The 15727-nt window shown below is 68.1% G+C and carries 13 protein-coding genes; 10 read left to right on the plus strand and 3 right to left on the minus strand.

The features are described from left to right. Positions 1-102 precede the first annotated feature (102 nt). Positions 103-2373, plus strand: a complete 2271-nt coding sequence (locus tag AC1DKR_RS06775; RefSeq protein WP_478031925.1) for a TonB-dependent receptor — start codon at positions 103-105, stop codon at positions 2371-2373. Positions 2374-2486: 113 nt separating this feature from the next. On the opposite strand, the gene AC1DKR_RS06780 is transcribed toward AC1DKR_RS06775, so the two are convergent. Next, positions 2487-3326, minus strand: coding sequence for an acid phosphatase (locus AC1DKR_RS06780; RefSeq protein WP_478031927.1), 840 nt, complete (start codon positions 3324-3326; stop codon positions 2487-2489). A 233-nt stretch (positions 3327-3559) separates the two neighbouring features. Here AC1DKR_RS06780 and AC1DKR_RS06785 point away from each other — a divergent pair, with 233 nt between their 5' ends. Continuing rightward, positions 3560-4438 carry a hypothetical protein gene (locus AC1DKR_RS06785; protein WP_478031929.1) on the plus strand — a complete coding sequence of 293 codons (879 nt, stop codon included), beginning with the start codon at positions 3560-3562 and terminating at the stop codon, positions 4436-4438. An 11-nt stretch (positions 4439-4449) separates the two neighbouring features. After that, positions 4450-5649, plus strand: a complete 1200-nt coding sequence (locus AC1DKR_RS06790) for a DUF4785 domain-containing protein (protein WP_478031931.1) — start codon at positions 4450-4452, stop codon at positions 5647-5649. A gap of 46 nt (positions 5650-5695) precedes the next feature. Here the strand turns inward: AC1DKR_RS06790 and AC1DKR_RS06795 are convergent, their stop codons facing one another. Further along, on the minus strand, positions 5696-6490 hold the full coding sequence (locus AC1DKR_RS06795; RefSeq protein WP_363734361.1) for an ABC transporter ATP-binding protein: 795 nt from the start codon (positions 6488-6490) through the stop codon (positions 5696-5698). A 179-nt stretch (positions 6491-6669) separates the two neighbouring features. On the opposite strand from AC1DKR_RS06795, the gene AC1DKR_RS06800 reads away from it, so the two are divergent. The 7 genes from AC1DKR_RS06800 (at position 6670) to AC1DKR_RS06830 (ending at position 14916) form a co-directional block, all read left to right on the plus strand. Continuing rightward, positions 6670-7872, plus strand: coding sequence for a DesA family fatty acid desaturase (locus AC1DKR_RS06800; protein ID WP_191078303.1), 1203 nt, complete (start codon positions 6670-6672; stop codon positions 7870-7872). Next, a complete protein-coding gene (locus AC1DKR_RS06805) occupies positions 7869-8204 on the plus strand; it encodes an EF-hand domain-containing protein (protein ID WP_025875455.1) in 336 nt (111 codons plus the stop codon). The genes AC1DKR_RS06800 and AC1DKR_RS06805 overlap by 4 nt, the downstream gene beginning before the upstream one ends. A 228-nt stretch (positions 8205-8432) precedes the next feature. Beyond that, complete coding sequence (locus AC1DKR_RS06810) at positions 8433-9251, plus strand: hypothetical protein (RefSeq protein WP_478031934.1); 819 nt, start codon at positions 8433-8435, stop codon at positions 9249-9251. 82 nt (positions 9252-9333) lie between these two features. Continuing rightward, a complete protein-coding gene (gene mutM / locus AC1DKR_RS06815; protein WP_478031936.1) occupies positions 9334-10146 on the plus strand; it encodes a bifunctional DNA-formamidopyrimidine glycosylase/DNA-(apurinic or apyrimidinic site) lyase in 813 nt (270 codons plus the stop codon). Between the two features lie 69 nt (positions 10147-10215). After that, on the plus strand, positions 10216-10779 hold the full coding sequence (locus tag AC1DKR_RS06820) for an ECF-type sigma factor (protein ID WP_478031938.1): 564 nt from the start codon (positions 10216-10218) through the stop codon (positions 10777-10779). Between the two features lie 18 nt (positions 10780-10797). Continuing rightward, on the plus strand, positions 10798-13263 hold the full coding sequence (locus tag AC1DKR_RS06825; RefSeq protein WP_478031942.1) for a serine/threonine-protein kinase: 2466 nt from the start codon (positions 10798-10800) through the stop codon (positions 13261-13263). A 48-nt stretch (positions 13264-13311) separates the two neighbouring features. Continuing rightward, positions 13312-14916, plus strand: coding sequence for an OpgD/OpgG family glucan biosynthesis protein (locus AC1DKR_RS06830; protein WP_478031944.1), 1605 nt, complete (start codon positions 13312-13314; stop codon positions 14914-14916). A 37-nt stretch (positions 14917-14953) separates the two neighbouring features. Here AC1DKR_RS06830 and AC1DKR_RS06835 read toward each other — a convergent pair whose 3' ends face one another. Further along, positions 14954-15658, minus strand: a complete 705-nt coding sequence (locus tag AC1DKR_RS06835; RefSeq protein ID WP_312112400.1) for an SEL1-like repeat protein — start codon at positions 15656-15658, stop codon at positions 14954-14956. Positions 15659-15727: the final 69 nt, after the last annotated feature.

Below are 15727 nucleotides of genomic sequence, written 5' to 3' on the forward strand. Positions count from 1 at the left end.
GCGAGGCGGCCATGAACGATCGGCATTTGCGAGGCAGGTGCTGTATTGCAACAATTATCTGGTAGCGCCGTTTTACCACCCCTCCAAACACAGCCTACCGCCATGTCCCCGACCCGTACTTCCCGTGGCCGCTCTCCGGTCGCGCGCCCGCTCGTTGTCGCTCTTTCCGCCCTGCTGCCGCTGGTAGCAGCCGCCCAGGAAACCCCCGCCGCCAAGGATCCGGTCGCCCTCGATGCGCTGCAGGTGACTGCACAGCGTCGCGTCGAGAACGCCAAGGACGTGCCGGTTGCGATCAGCGCGATCCAGGGCGAAAAGCTCGACGTGCTCGGTTCGGCGGGCGATGACATCCGCTTCCTTGCTGCGCGCGTGCCGAGCCTCAACATCGAGTCTTCCTACGGCCGTGCCTTCCCGCGCTTCTACATCCGCGGCCTGGGCAACACCGATTTCGACCTCAACGCTTCGCAGCCGGTCTCGCTGGTGTACGACGATGTGGTGCAGGAAAGCCCGCTGCTGAAGGGCTTCCCGCTGTTCGACCTGGCCGGTGTGGAAGTGCTGCGCGGTCCGCAGGGCACCCTGTTCGGGCGCAACACCCCGGCCGGCGTGGTCAAGTTCGATTCGGCGCGTCCGTCGCAGGATGCCGATGGCTACGTGCGCGTGGGCTATGGCACCTACAACAGCTGGAACGTGCAGGGCGCCTACGGCGGCCCGCTGACCGACCGCTGGTCCGCACGCGTGTCGGCCATCTACCAGCGTCGCGACGACTGGGTCGACAACACCCGTGCCGGTGCGCCCAACAGTGGTTTCGAGGGCTATGACGAAGCCGCCGGCCGCGTGCAGTTCCTGTACGAAGGCGATGATTTCGAAGCGCTGTTCAACCTGCACAAGCGCAAGCTCAACGGCACCGCCCGCCTGTTCCGCGCCAACATCATCGAGAAGGGCGGCAATTCGCTGGTCGAGAACTTCGACCGCGACAAGGTCGCCAACGATGGCGTCAATTTCTCCGACCTGGAAACCTGGGGCGGCAGCGCGCGCCTGCAGTGGAACCTCGGTTCGGTGACCCTGCATTCGATCACCGGCTATGAGACCGCCGAATCGCTCAACCGCGGCGACATCGACGGTGGCTACGGCGCCGCGTTCCTCGGTGCCGGCAACTCCGGCCCGGGCCTGATTCCGTTCTCGTCCGAGTCGGCCGACGGCCTGCCGCACCACCGCCAGTGGACCCAGGAATTCCGCGTGGAATCCAACGAATGGGGTCGCTTCGACTGGCAGGCCGGCGTCTTCTACTTCGATGAAGACGTCACCATCAACAACTTCAACTACGACTCGCTGACCCCGGGCAACCCGCAGACCGGCCACGTCGTGCAGCAGCAGCGCAACAAGGCGTGGGCGGTATTCGCCTCGGGCGACTTCGATGTCACCGACCGCTTCAAGCTGCGTGCCGGTGTGCGCTACACGCAGGACAAGAAGGACTTCAGCGCCAGCGTGCTGCAGGCCGTGCCGTTCGGTACCCCGGTCAGTGGCCCGTACCTGGCCAACACCGACGTCAATGACGTCAGCTGGGATGTCAGCGGCGTGTACAAGCTGACCGACAACGTCAATGCCTATGCCCGCGTGGCCAAGGGCTTCCGTGCACCGTCGATCCAGGGCCGCCTGGCGTTCGCGCCCGGTCTGTCGCAGGCCGATTCGGAGAAGGTGATTTCGTACGAAGCCGGCATCAAGGCCGATCTGTTCGAGCGTCGCGCGCGCCTGGGCTTCAGCGTGTTCCGCTACGACGTGGACGGCCAGCAGCTGATCGCCGTCGGCGGCGGCAACAACACCGCTACCCTGCTCAACGCCGACAAGACCATCGGCCAGGGCGTGGAGCTGGACCTGGAGGCCTACTTGGCCGACAACGTCCTGCTGACCTTCGGCAGCAGCTACAACGACACCGAGATCAAGGACAAGAACCTCGCGGTGGCGGTCTGTGGCGGCGGCTGCACCATCACCGACCCGACCACCATCATCAATGGTGGCACCTACGCCCTGGTCAACGGCAATCCGCTGCCGCAGGCGCCGAAGTGGATCCACAACGCGACCCTGCGCGTGGGCTTCCCGCTCAGCGATGGCAGCGAGCTGTATGCCTACACCGACTGGGCCTACCGCAGCGCGGTCAACTTCTTCATCTACGAGTCGCCGGAATTCCGCGGCCGTAGTTCGCTGGAAGGTGGCCTGCGGCTGGGTTACAACTGGGACTACGGCCAGTACGACGTGGCCGTGTTCGGCCGCAACCTGACCAACCAGACCCGTGTGGTGGGTGCGATCGACTTCAACAACCTGACCGGCTTCCTCAACGAGCCGCGTACCTGGGGCGTGGAGTTCACCGCGAAGTTCTGATGCGGTTGCTGCAGTGATGCAATGAAGAAGGGCCGGCGCAATGCCGGCCCTTCTGTTTTCACCGCAACCGGTAGCGCCGGTCGCTGGCCGGCAACGATCAATCCGGCGCGCGCTTACAGCGCGCTCTGCGGGCGCACCTTCAGCACCGCGTTTTCGGTGGTGCAATCACGGCTGGAATGCAGGCCGGCCTTGCGCGCGGCAGCGATTTCCTTGCGTGCGGCCAGCAGATCCTTGTTGAACGCGGCGTTGTCATGCAGGCGGGCAACGGCGGTTGCGCCCATGAAGCGGCCTTCGAGGATGTCGCTCTGCCAGTGCACGTTGCACACCAGGCGGCTCTCGCCGTAGTTGCGGCCACGGGCCTGGATGGCATCGGCGCGGTCCGGTGCGATCTCCGACAGGATCAATGCCCATGCCCAGCCGATCGAGGTGTGGCCGGACGGGTAGGAGCCGTTGCTGCGCAGGCCCTCCTCATCCTTCGGCGAGCAGGTCGGCTCGCCGTTGACCATGAAAGGACGCGGGCGCTGGTACTTGTTCTTGGCGGCCTTGGTGGCAGCACTGGCGTCGATGCGGCTGCGCTCCAGCAGGCGGTACAGGGCCGGGGTCTTCACTGCATCGACGTCGATGTCGGCGGCGCAGGAAAAGTGGTTGGCGCCTTCCGGGAAGCCGAGTTCGGCATCGACACTTGCCTGGGCGAAGCGCGGGCTGCCGCGCAGCGCACGTGCCTCGCGGCTGACCTGCTCATCCAGTGCGAAGGCAGCCGAGCCGGCCGCCGGTGGTGCCGGCACGAGATCGATGCTGGCCGGCACTGCGGTCTTGTCCAGGTAGCCCACGGCCTTGGTGGTGATGTTGGCTTCGACGGCGGTCGGCTTGCTGGTGGTGGCGGCACAGCCGGCCAACGACAGCGCGATGGCCAAGCCGAGCAGCGGACGGGCAGGGGAAAGGATCGACGACATGGGCAGACTCGGGAAGGGAACTCGCCGGCCATGATCGCAGCCTCGATTGTCGGCCGCAGCGTCCATCGGTCATACGGCCAGACCCGGCATGGTCCGCCGCTGGGCGGTGAAAACCGTCATCAAGTGTCGGCAATCTCCTGAATCCGGGCGCAGCGCACGGACTTTCACACGCTGCCGCCATGAGCATCAGCTCACAGCCGGGCCGGGGGGATCCGCTGAAAGGGAGAGAAGCGATGCGCAGCACCGCAACAGGAAGTACCGTTCTGGCCGTCGTTCTCGCGTTGGCGACCGCCCCGGCGCAGGCCGCCGAGGTCTACGGCGTCGCCTTCGTGCACGGCACCGGCGCGCAGACCAATGCCACACAGGATTACTGGCAGCCGGCGATCATCGACACCGTCCGCCAGGGCCTGCCGAACAGCAGCAACTATGTGGTCATCAACTGCGACTTCACCCAGTACATGTGGAAGCCGGAAGCGGCCGGTTGCCTGGCCAACCAGCTCACCAGCTTCATCGACAGCCGTGGCATCACCCAGCTGGTAGTCATCACCCATTCCAACGGCGGCAACGTGATGCGCTGGATCCTGTCCAACCCCACCTACGACAGTCGCTACCCGAAGATCATCAACCGGGTGCGCAAGGTCACTGCGCTGGCGCCCTCGTCGGCAGGTACGCCGCTGGCCGACGCCGTGCTCAACGGCAACACGTTCGAAACCTCGCTGGGCTGGCTGCTGGGCTACAAGAGCGACGCGGTGCGCATGCAGCAGGTGGGACACATGGCCACCTACAACGCGCAGAACCTGTACGGCACCGCCGGCCGCCCGGCCCTGCCCAAGCCGTTCCGCGCAGTGGTTGGCAGCGATGTCGAATCGGCGGTGTGGGACAGCAACAGCTACTGCGGTGGCTACGCCGCCAACGTCGGCCTGGAGTTCACCCAGAACTGGCTGTCGTCGTGCTCGGACGGTTTCCTTGAATGCAGCAGCCAGAAGGCGGCCGGCACCCTGTGGTTCACCGACAAGGCGCGCACCCAGGGCGCCGAGCCGCTCAGCCACAACCAGAGCCGCCGCGAGTGCTTCGGCCTCGGCAGCATCCTGCGCAACGACCTGACCCAGTGAGGGAGATGACCATGACGATCCATTCCACCTTGCTGGCTACCGCCGTGCTGGCAGTCCTTTCCAGCGCATCGGCGCAGGCCGCGCAGCCGCTGCGCGTCGCCGCTGGCGACCAGATTCCCGCTGGCTTGGTTGCCGCGCCGCTGCCGGCCGATGAAAGCGAGCACGCGCCGCTGGCCTTCGCCTGGGCGCTGGACCCGACGCAACCACTGCAGGCCCCGGGCCCCCAGGCCGCCATCAGCCGCAGCTACTGGCAGCAGGTCGACGGTGCCGAGCTGCAGCGCGGCCTGGAACTGCCGCTGAGCGCACCCGATGCGGTGATCCAGCTCAGCCCGGCACCGGGCGCCCGCGCGCTGCCGGCCAGCGCGCTGCAGGTACGTGATCCGGCGGGGCGCAGCAGCGTCGCGCGCAGTGTCGATGCACGCCAGCTGCAGGATGCGGGCATGCCGGTCAACGATGGCAGCAGCATGCTGCGTACCGGTACTGCCAGCGCAGCTGGCGCTTACCGCCTGCAGAGCGCGCAGGCACAGGGCCGCTACGTGGTGCAGGTACTGGAGCCCAACAGCCCGCTGCGGTTGGAAGTGCAGGCCAGCCAGGCGCAGGTGCTGGCCGGTGGCAACGTGCAGCTGCAGGCGCGTCTGCTGGAAGACGGTGCCAGCGCAGCGACGTTGCGTGCACGGCGCGGCAGCCTCGGCGGTGAAGCGCTGCTGGTTGCACCCGATGGCCGCAGCTGGCCGCAGCGGCTGCTGCGTACCACCGATGGCAGCCTGCGTGCACAGGTGAGGATTCCGGCCGAGGCCAGCAACGCACAGGGCCTGTGGGAGCTGCAGGTGTTCGCCCAGGCCGACGGCGTACTGCGCGACGGCAAGGTCGCCTTCGCGGTGGCCAGACCGACCGCCCGCTTCGTCGGCCAGGCCACGCCCGATCCGGCCAGCCGCCAGGTCAGCCTGCCGCTGCAGGTGGCCGCTGCCGGCCGCTACGAGGCGCGCGGCACCCTGTATGCCACCGCAGCCAACGGCCAGTTGCAGCCGGTGGCGCAGGCCCATGCCGCAGCGTGGTTCGATGGCCCGGGTCGCGGCGCGCTGGTGCTGCCTTTCGACCAGGCTGCGCTGCCTGCCGGCTTCGGTGCGCCCTATGAACTGCGCGACCTGCAGCTGCAGGACCAGAGCCGGATGGCACCGATCGAGTCACGCGCGCTGGCATTGCGGTTTTGAAGCAGCGTGTGGCGGGCCGGACATCCGGCCCGCCACCGATGCGCTGTCACTCCGCGTACGCGGTCAGCCGCCCTTCCTGTTCCAGCACCGTGATTGAGCCGCCGAACACGGCTGACAACGGTTCGTCGCGCAGCAGCTCGGCGCGCGCCCCATCGGCCAGCACGCGACCGTCGCGCAGCAGCACCACGCGCTCGATCTCGGGAATCACTTCCTCGATGTGGTGGGTGACCAGCACCAGGGTGATGCCCTGCTGCGCAAGCACGCGCATGGTGGCGATCAACTGCTGGCGGGCCACCAGGTCCAGCCCGGTGGAGGGTTCATCCAGCAGCAGCGCCTGTGGTCGATTGACCAGTGCGCGGGCGATCAGCACGCGGCGGGTCTCGCCGGCCGACAACTCGGCATAGGCACGTTCACGCAGGGCCGATGCGCCGGTCATCGCCAGGGTCTCGCCGACCCGGATGCGCATGTCCGCGGTGACCTCGCGGAAGGCCGGCACCACGTAACTGGCGAAGAACCCCGACAGCACCGCCTGCTCCACCGTCAGCCCAGGCATGTCGGCCAGGTTGCTGCTGAGGTCGCCGGTGACGATGCCCAGCTGCGAACGCAGCCTGTCGACCTGCCAGCGGCTCTGCCCCAGCACTTTCACCGCCACCGTGCCGTCGGCCTGTGCCAGCGGGTACAGCTCGCGGGTGATCAGCTTGATGAAGGTGGACTTGCCACAGCCATTGGGACCGAGCAGCGCGGTGTGCTGGCCCTGGGCGATGCGCAGGCTCAGCGCGTGCAGGACCTTCACCTGGCCGCGCATCACGCTGGCGCGGTCCAGTTCGATCAAGGGCGGCAGGTCCCCGGCGGGCGGGGCAGGGGGTGTGGCGCGGGTGCGCGGATCAAGGCTCGACAACACGGGTCCCCAACTGTGAACGAAGCCACGGAATGGCGCTGCCAATCCAGCGGTGCAAGGTGCAGTTTGCAACGCAAGCGCCCATGATGTCTTCCATACCTGTGTCGCTCTGGAGAGCCGCCATGCCTGATGCCCTGATGTCCCTGCTGACCGGTGGCGTGCTGGGCCTGGGCTGGTGGCAGCTGGCCCTGGTGCTGCTGGTCTTCACCCAGCTCACGATCTTCTCGGTCACCCTCTACCTGCACCGCAGCCAGGCGCATCGGGGCGTGGACTTCCACCCGGTGGTCGCGCACTTCTTCCGCTTCTGGACCTGGCTGACCACCTCGATGATCACCAAGGAGTGGGTGGCGATCCATCGCAAGCACCACGCCAAGGTGGAAACCGAGGACGACCCGCACAGCCCGGTCACCCGTGGCATCGGCCAGGTGTTCTGGCGCGGCGTGGAACTCTACCGCGAAGCGCGCGGCATGCGCGCGGACATCGAACAGTACGGTCGCGGCACGCCGGACGACGCGATCGAGCGCCGCCTGTACACCCCCTATGCCACGTTCGGCCCGGTGCTGCTGTTTGCGATCAACACGGTGCTGTTCGGCCTGCCGGGCATCGCCCTGTGGGCGATCCAGATGGCCTGGATCCCGTTCTGGGCCGCTGGCGTGGTCAATGGCCTGGGCCACTGGTGGGGCTACCGCAACTACGAGTCGGCCGACACCTCCACCAACCTGACGCCGTGGGCGTTCTGGATTGGTGGCGAGGAACTGCACAACAACCACCATGCGTTCCCCAGTTCGGCGCGCTTTGCGATGCGGCGCTGGGAATTCGACATCGGCTGGAGTGCGATCCGCCTGCTGCAGGCATTGCGCCTGGCCAAGGTCCTGCGTGTCGCGCCGGCCATGGACGTGCGCCCGAACATCGCCGTGCCCGACGCCGATACCCTGAAGGCACTGCTGTCGCATCGCTTCCAGGCGATGACCGACTACCAGCGCAACGTGTTCATGCCGGCATTGCGCGAGGAAGCACGACACGCGGGTGCCAAGCTGCGCCGGTTGCTGCCGCGCCGGCTGCGTCGCGGCCTGGTCAACGACGGCCGCTGGTTGAAGCCGGACAGCCGCGCCCAGCTCAGCGAATGGGTCGCCCAGCGCCCGCGCATCCGCACCCTGGTGGAATATCGCGCGCGCCTGGCAACGCTGCTGGAAGCACGCGGCCACGATGCCGCCGAGCGCCTGCGTCAACTGCAGGCCTGGTGCCGCGAGGCCGAGGAAAGCGGCATCGCCGCGCTGCAGGCCTATGCCGCGCGACTGAAGGGCTACACCCTGGTGGGCGGATGAGGGCTGCGCTGACGGCATTGCTGCTGGCCGCCGTGTGCGCACCTGCCGTGCAGGCCCAGGTCAGCGACACTGCCAGTTACCTGCAGCGCATGGACAGCGATGGCGACGGCAAGGTCAGTGAAGCCGAGTACCTGCAGTGGATGCTGTATGCCTTCGATCGCATGGACCGCAACGGCGATGGCGTGCTGACCGCCGACGAGCTGCCCGGTGGCAAAGGCAGGGCCATCACCCGCGAACAGCAGCGGCAGGTGATCGTGCAGCGCTTCCACAAGCAGGACGCCAACGGTGACGGATTCCTGGATGCACGGGAACTGGCTGCACCGCCGCGCTGAGCGGCGCCAGTCGTAGCGTGCCCGGCTAAAGTTCGTCGGCGCGCTGCCGATGGTCTCTACGACTCGAACCCGGCGTACCGGTCGATCAGCAGAGACAGTGCGGGCTTGGCATGTCGACCGTGATGGAACGCGGTTGTGGGGACATGGAGGTTGGAGCAGTGCCGTTGCGATGATCGCTGCGCGTTGGGATCGCCCGCACTGACCTGACCGATGCCCAAGACCCCCCCAATGAATGCCAAACCTACCCTTCTCACCGCCATTCTGCTTGGCGGCGTCGCCTGGGCTGCACCGGCACTGGCCGACGAGCCGGCTATAGCCGTGGCGGCCGACGCCGAACCGCAGCAGGCCTCGGATACCGCACCGGCAGCACCTGCCTGGGAACATCGGGTTCCGACCAGTACCAAACTGGAGACCAATGCCGATGGCCAGCCGATCGGCGACCGGACGCTGCGTCTGGTGCAGCGTTCCACCACCGGCAAGGTCATCGCAGCACAGGCTGCCGTATCGCTGTTCGCCGGTGTCATAGGCGGCAGCGGTTTCAGGAAGGACCAGCTGAAAGGTACCCGTGTGGACACCGTGCCGAACCCGGCCTTCAGTTCGATGGAGCAGCAGGCACGTGCGGCCTTGGCGGCCTACTTCAGCGCCCATCCCGGCGCCATCCCCGAGCAGTCGCGGCCGGTGCAGGTCACCGTGGGGGACTTCACCCTGATCTACAAGGAGCTCGGCAATGCCGGGACCGAATACGAACTGCGCCAGAACGTGGACCTGGGCTTTCCATACCGACGCAAGCTGCCGACCATGCGCCTGACCGGTGGCGAAGGCGCGCATTGCCGCATTGCCGAACCGGTCTCGGCGTCGCTGGAAGCGTGGCAGGCCGATGACTACGCGTTGGCCCGGCAGACTGCCGAGCGCTACGCCGAAGCGTGCGTGGCCAGCTTCGCCGCCACACTGCCGACCCTGTTCCCGGACGGCACCCCGGCGGCGACCGTGGCGCCGCCGCCAGAGGCCACCGACGCGGCCTCGGCCGAAGTGGGCCAGCAGGCCTGATGGCGGCACGCCGCCGGGGTGCGTTGCACCCAGGCAGTGATGGCCGCGCTGCCCGCAGGGCAGGAGGGCATAGAATCGTCCCATGCCTGAACTGCCCGAAGTAGAAACCACCCGCCGCGGCCTGGCGCCGCATCTGGAAGGCCGCCGCGTCCATGGCGTGATCCTGCGCCGTGCCGACCTGCGTTGGCCGATCCCGCCGGAAGTGGCCGAGCTGCTGCCCGGCCAGCGCATCGAAGAGGTGCGCCGCCGCGCCAAGTACCTGCTGCTGGATACCGCCATCGGCAGCGCCGTGCTGCACCTGGGCATGTCCGGCAGCCTGCGCGTGCTGCCCGGCGACACCCCGTTGCGCGCGCATGACCATGTGGACATCAGCCTGGACAACGGCCGCCTGCTGCGTTTCAACGACCCGCGCCGCTTCGGCAGCCTGCTCTGGCAGCCGGCTGGCGAGATCCACCCGCTGCTGCAGGGGCTGGGCCCGGAGCCGCTGGACGACGCCTTCGACGGCGACTACCTGTTCGCCCGCAGCCGCGGCCGCAGCGCGCCGGTGAAGACCTTCCTGATGGACCAGGCGGTGGTGGTCGGGGTGGGCAACATCTATGCCGCCGAGAGCCTGTACAAGGCGGGGATCAGCCCGCTGCGCGAGGCCGGCAAGGTCACCCGCGAGCGCTATCGGCGGCTGGCCACGGCAGTGAAGGAAACGCTGGACTACGCCATCACCCGCGGCGGCACCACCCTGCGCGATTTCATCAGCCCCGACGGCGCGCCGGGCTACTTCGAGCAGGAGCTGCTGGTCTATGGCCGCGATGGCCTGCCGTGCCCCGGCTGCGGCCGCCCGCTCAAGCACGCCATGATCGGCCAGCGGTCAAGCGTGTGGTGCAGTCGCTGCCAGCGCTGAACGTCTTCATGCGCTGCACACGCGCAGCGCTATAGTCCAGCCGACATCCGCTGCGGGGGAGCGTTGGCGATGGACGAAGGCCCGGATATCACCGTCTGGCTGGATGCTGCGCGCGGTGGCGACCGTGCCGCGCTCGACCGCGTGCTGACCACCCTGTACCAGGAACTGCACAGCATGGCGCGGCGGCAGCTGGCCGGGCAGCAGGGACGCACCCTGGACGCGACCTCGCTGGTCCACGAGTCCTACCTGAAACTGCTGGGCAGCCGCGGTGCGGCACGCTTCGAGGACCGTGCGCACTTCTTCGCCTATGCAGCGTCGGCGATGCGCAGCGTGGTCGTCGATTACGCGCGCAACCGCTTGGCGCGCAAGCGCGGGGGCGATCTCAAGCGGGTGGCCGAGATTCCCGAGAACAGCAGCAGCGGCGTGCGCCTGGACGAGGACCTGCTGGCTCTCGATGTTGCGTTGGAGCGCCTGCAGGCCGTCGATGCGCACCTGGCCAAGGTCGTGGAGCTGCGTTATTTCGCGGGCTTGTCCGAGCTGGAGATCGCCGAGTTGAGCCAGCGCTCGGAACGCAGCATCCGCCGTGACTGGCAGAAAGCGCGGCTGTTCCTGCTGGCCGCGATGCGCGACTGAGTCGCCGCCACCCACATCATGGATACCGCCCGCTGGCAGCAACTGTCGTCCTGGCTGGATCAGCTGCTGGAGCTTGCGCCAGAGGCCCGGCAGCTGCGCCTGCAGCGCGTAAGCGCGCAGGACCCGACGCTGGGCCGCGAGCTGGAATACCTGCTGCAGCAGGAGGCCGACAGCCACGAGTTCATGGCCCAGCCGCTGTGGACGGCCACATCGCCGGGCCGTGCCGGAAGCGAGATCGGCCCCTATCGCCTGCTGCGCCCGCTCGGCGAAGGCGGCATGGGCGAGGTCTGGCTGGCCGAGCGCTGCGATGGCCTGTACCAGCGCCAGGTCGCACTGAAGCTGCTGCGCAGTGGCGTCGCCGATCCGGGCCTGCGCCAGCGCTTCGGCCGCGAGCGGCAGATCCTGGCCCGCCTGCAGCACCCGCATCTGGCACAACTGCTGGACGCCGGGGTGGACCAGCATGGGCAGCCCTACCTGGCGCTGGATTACGTGGAAGGCGAGCCGATCAGCGACTACTGCCGGCGCCTGCAACCGCCGCTGGAAACGCGGCTGCAGCTGATGCTGCAGGTCTGCGCGGTGGTCAGCCATGCGCATGCGAACCTGGTGGTGCACCGCGACCTGAAGCCCTCCAACATCCTGGTACGCGCCGATGGCACGGTGAAACTGCTCGACTTCGGCATCGCCAAGCTGCTCGACCACGACGATCCGAACGCGGCCCATCCGGCTACCGAAATCCGCGCGTTTACCCTGCACTACGCCGCGCCGGAGCAGGTGCGTGGCGAGGCGGTGACGACCCTGACCGACGTCTATTCGCTGGGCGTGGTGCTGTTCGAGGTGGTCACCGGGCACAAGCCGTATCGGTTGCGCCGGCACAGTGACGCGGAATGGGAGCGCTCGATCCTGGATGTGCAGGCACCGCGTGCCTCGGCGCTGCTGCAACGGCTGGCCGCCGAGCCGGGAGCACCGAGACGGGCGCTGCTGCGGCAGGCCAAGCGACTGCGTGGCGATCTGGACGTGCTGCTGGAAAAGGCCCTGCAGAAAGACCCGCAGCAGCGCTACAGCTCGGCCGAAGCACTGGCCGGCGACCTGCGCCGCTACCTGCAGGGGCAGCCGATCCAGGCGCGTCCGCCGGGCGTGGGTTACCGGGTGCGAAAGTACGTGGGCCGCCATCGCTGGGGCGTGGCGCTGGCCGGGCTGGCCGCGCTGGCCCTGTTGGGGACCACGTCCTTCGCCCTGTGGCAGTTGCGCCAGGCGCGGGCGGAAATGGCGCGTGCGCAGGCCATGCAGGATTTCACTGTTGGCCTGTTCGACAAGGCGGCCAGCCAGCGCCACGGCCATTTCGACGTGCCGCAGCTGCTGGCCACCGGCCAGCAACGGGGCGAAGCCGAACTGGCTGACCAGCCGCTGGCGCTGGCCGAGCTGCAAGGGGTGATCGGCCGCCTGCGTATCGGCCTGGGCGACTACCAGCTGGCGCTGCAGACCCTGGACCAGCAGCGCCGGCTGCTGCAGGAGGTGGGCGAGGTGCCGCCGGCGCTGCAGATCGAGGCGGTTACCCAGCGCGGGCGTGCACTGCGCATGCTCGGCCGAGGGCGCGAGTGCCTGGCGCACCTGCAGCCGCTGCAAGCATTGGCGGCCAGCCAGGCGGCGGCATTGCCGGCGGCGGTGGCCGAGTTCCACAGCCAGCTTGGGCGTTGCCAGGCCCAACTGGGTGACGCCGATGCGGCGCGACGTTCGTTCCAGCAGGCGCTTGCGCTGCGCCACCAGGGGATGGTCGAGCGCTTCGGGCGTGCTGAATCACTGGCCGATCTGGCCGCCCTGGACGCCACCGCCGGACGCCTGCCGGCCGCGCTGGCGGGGTACCGGCAGGCGCTGGCCCTGCTCGGCCAACGCGCCGACGCCAGCAGCCCGCAGGTGATCAGCCTGCATCGCCAGCTGGGCGATGTGCTGGCCCGGCAGGGCGACACGCAGGCCGCAGCGGCCGAGCTGGAGCTGGCCTGGCAGGCGGCACAGGAGGCATGGGGACCGCGCCACCCGGAGGCACTGGTGGTCCGCCGTGCACGCGCGCTGCTGGCCCTGCAGCGTGGCCAGCACGCGCTGGCCGGCCAGGAACTGCGGCAGGTGCAGGCCCAGCTGCTCGGCGCCCTGGGCCCGGACCATCGCGAGATCGGCTACGGCGAGTTCGCGCTGGGGAAGTGGGCCAGCGCCAGCGGCGACCCCTCGGCGGCGGCAGCGCACTATGCCCGCGCGGTGGCGATCTGGCGCCAACCGGATCACGTCGCCCTGCTGCCGCAGGCGCTGCTGGCACAGGGGCAGGTCCTGCAGCAGGCCGGCCAGATCGCGCAGGCCCGTACCGTGCTGGCCGAGGCACGGCAGCTGCTGCTGGCCCAGCGCGGTCCGCAGGCACCGGCCCTGCAGGAGCTTGATGCCCGCCTTGCGGCATTGGCACAGGCTGAACAGGGTATCGAGTCCACCGCTGCCCGTTAACGTTTGTCTGCCTATGATGGCCGACCTTTCCTTTGCTCCCGCGCCTGCATGCAACGACGCGACTTCATCCGCAATGCCTCCCTGGCCCTGGCCGCCTTCGGCCTGCCGTCACTGCCGGCCTGCGCGGCCAGCAGGAGTGGCCAGCTTGGGCTGCGCCGGCTTGGCCAGCCGCAGCCGTTCGATTTCGCCACCCTGAAGGGCCAGGCGCGCGCGCTGGCACAGGCGCCCTACCAGAGCCACAAGCGGGTGCTGCCGGGCAAGCTGGAGGCGCTGGACTGGGATCAGTACCAGTCGATCGGCTATCGCCAGGACCACGCCCTGTGGGCCGACCAGCCGGGTAAGTTCCAGGCCAAGTTCTTCCACCTGGGTCTGTACTTCCATTCGCCCGTGCGCATGTACGACGTGGTCGACGGCAAGGCGCAGGAACTGGCCTATGACGGCGCCGCGTTCAACTACGGCAAGAGCGGGTTGAAGAATGGCGAGCTGCCGGCCGACCTCGGCTTTGCCGGGTTCCGGCTGAACACGCGCAAGGACACCGACCGCGATTTCGCCGCGTTCCTGGGTGCCAGCTACTTCCGCGCAGTGGGTAAGGAAGGCCAGTACGGCCAGTCCGCGCGGGGCCTGGCCATCGACACCGGCATGGGCAAGCCGGAGGAATTCCCCGACTTCATCGCCTATTACCTGGAACAGCCTGCGGCCGACTCGGACACCATCATCGTCTATGCGCTGCTGGATTCGCCCAGCGTGGCCGGTGCCTACCGCTTCGCCGTCACCAACGGCGACGTGCTGCTGATGGACATCGACAGCGCGTTGTACCCGCGCAAGGCGATCGAGCGCCTCGGCATCGCCCCCTGCACCAGCATGTACCAGGTGGGCGAGAACGACCGCCGCATGGGCTGGGACTGGCGCCCGGAGATCCACGATACCGACGGCCTGTCGCTGTGGACCGGCGCTGGTGAATGGATCTGGCGGCCGCTGCTGAACCCGCGCAACCTGCGCTTCAACATGTTCGTCGACCGCAACCCGCGTGGCTTCGGCCTGCTGCAGCGTGACCGCAACTTCGACCATTACCAGGACGACGGCGTGTTCTACGAGAAGCGTCCGTGCCTGTGGGTGGAGCCGAAGGGCGACTGGGGCGAGGGCTCGGTGCAGCTGGTGGAGATTCCTACCGTCGATGAAACCTTCGACAACATCGTGGCCTTCTGGAACCCGAAGGAAAAGCCGCAGCCGGGCCAGGAACTGCTGGTCGGCTACCGCCTGTACTGGGGCGCACAGCCGCCGGCGCATACGCCGCTGGCCCATTGCGTGGCCAGCCGCACCGGCCTGGGCGGGGTGATCGGCAAGAAGCGCGAGTATTTCTCGTGGCGCTTTGCGGTCGACTTCGAAGGCGGCGAACTGGCCAGCCTGATCGACAAAGCCGATGTCGAAGCAGTTGTCGAAACCAGCCGTGGCCGGGTGGAGATCGTCTCGGCGCGGCCGTTGCGCGAGATCAAGGGCTACCGCGCGATGTTCGACCTGGTGCCGCCGGAGGGCAGCAGCGAGCAGATCGACATCCGCCTGTACCTGCGCAGTGGCGGCAAGACCCTCACCGAAACCTGGCTGTACCAGTACACCCCGCCGCCGGCTGGTGCGCCGGAGCGCACGCTGTACTGATGCATTGCGGTGCCGGGCAAGTCCCGGCATCGTCGTTTCAGGGCTTGCTGTCGGTCGCGTGCGACTGGGTCGGCACGCCCACCTCCACCGTGCCACGGCGGATCTTCATCCAGGTCTCGTCCTGCCAGCGCTCGTACTGCTTCGGATCCCAGTACTTGGGGTCATACAGGCGGTCGGCCTTGATCGTGCGGGATATGCCGCCGTCCATGTACACGATGTCCACATTGTTGGACATCGAGCCTACGCGGCTGCCGGTCATCTCGCGGCGCCCCTTCCTCAGTACTTCGGCCATGCGCGGGCGGGCGACCTCGTCGCCATACTCTGCTCGCAGCGCACTCGCCTGCGCCCGCGCGGCGTCGTGCTGTTCCAGCGGCAGGGTCGCCCAGTACTCGTTGCGCAGGTCCACGAACAGCGGGTAGCCGCGCTCGGCTGCCACTTCCATCCATGCATAGGCCATGACGGGATTGCGCGGCTGTTCAACGCCATACCAGTACATCTCGCCCAGGTAGCCCTGCGCGGGTTTGTCGGCATAGCGTGCGGCCAGCCGGAAGTTGTCCATCGCGCCGTTGATGTCGTTGCGGCGCAGGGCGTTGACACCCCACTGCCGGTACATCATGTCCGGATGACTGTCCATGAAACCCGCGCCCATCACGGCCGCGTCCTCTTCACCAGACGGGCGCTCGGCCGCAGTGGCGAACAGGGGCAGGAACAACACGGGAAGCAACAGCAGGGCCGGGCGCATGACGGACATCCAGTTCGGCAGCAGGTAGTGCCGCAGCCTAGGCCCGACCACGCGCCCTTGTAAACCGCA

The sequence above is a fragment of the Stenotrophomonas sp. 01N47 genome (assembly GCF_056399165.1).

Bases quoted from the DNA above. Each gene is read 5' to 3' on its own strand.
- AC1DKR_RS06775 (WP_478031925.1), top strand. From the start codon at position 103: ATGTCCCCGACCCGTACTTCCCGTGGCCGCTCTCCGGTCGCGCGCCCG.
- AC1DKR_RS06780 (WP_478031927.1), bottom strand. From the start codon at position 3,326: ATGTCGTCGATCCTTTCCCCTGCCCGTCCGCTGCTCGGCTTGGCCATC.
- AC1DKR_RS06785 (WP_478031929.1), top strand. From the start codon at position 3,560: ATGCGCAGCACCGCAACAGGAAGTACCGTTCTGGCCGTCGTTCTCGCG.
- AC1DKR_RS06790 (WP_478031931.1), top strand. From the start codon at position 4,450: ATGACGATCCATTCCACCTTGCTGGCTACCGCCGTGCTGGCAGTCCTT.
- AC1DKR_RS06800 (WP_191078303.1), top strand. From the start codon at position 6,670: ATGCCTGATGCCCTGATGTCCCTGCTGACCGGTGGCGTGCTGGGCCTG.
- AC1DKR_RS06805 (WP_025875455.1), top strand. From the start codon at position 7,869: ATGAGGGCTGCGCTGACGGCATTGCTGCTGGCCGCCGTGTGCGCACCT.
- AC1DKR_RS06810 (WP_478031934.1), top strand. From the start codon at position 8,433: ATGAATGCCAAACCTACCCTTCTCACCGCCATTCTGCTTGGCGGCGTC.
- mutM (WP_478031936.1), top strand. From the start codon at position 9,334: ATGCCTGAACTGCCCGAAGTAGAAACCACCCGCCGCGGCCTGGCGCCG.
- AC1DKR_RS06820 (WP_478031938.1), top strand. From the start codon at position 10,216: ATGGACGAAGGCCCGGATATCACCGTCTGGCTGGATGCTGCGCGCGGT.
- AC1DKR_RS06825 (WP_478031942.1), top strand. From the start codon at position 10,798: ATGGATACCGCCCGCTGGCAGCAACTGTCGTCCTGGCTGGATCAGCTG.
- AC1DKR_RS06830 (WP_478031944.1), top strand. From the start codon at position 13,312: ATGCAACGACGCGACTTCATCCGCAATGCCTCCCTGGCCCTGGCCGCC.
- AC1DKR_RS06835 (WP_312112400.1), bottom strand. From the start codon at position 15,658: ATGCGCCCGGCCCTGCTGTTGCTTCCCGTGTTGTTCCTGCCCCTGTTC.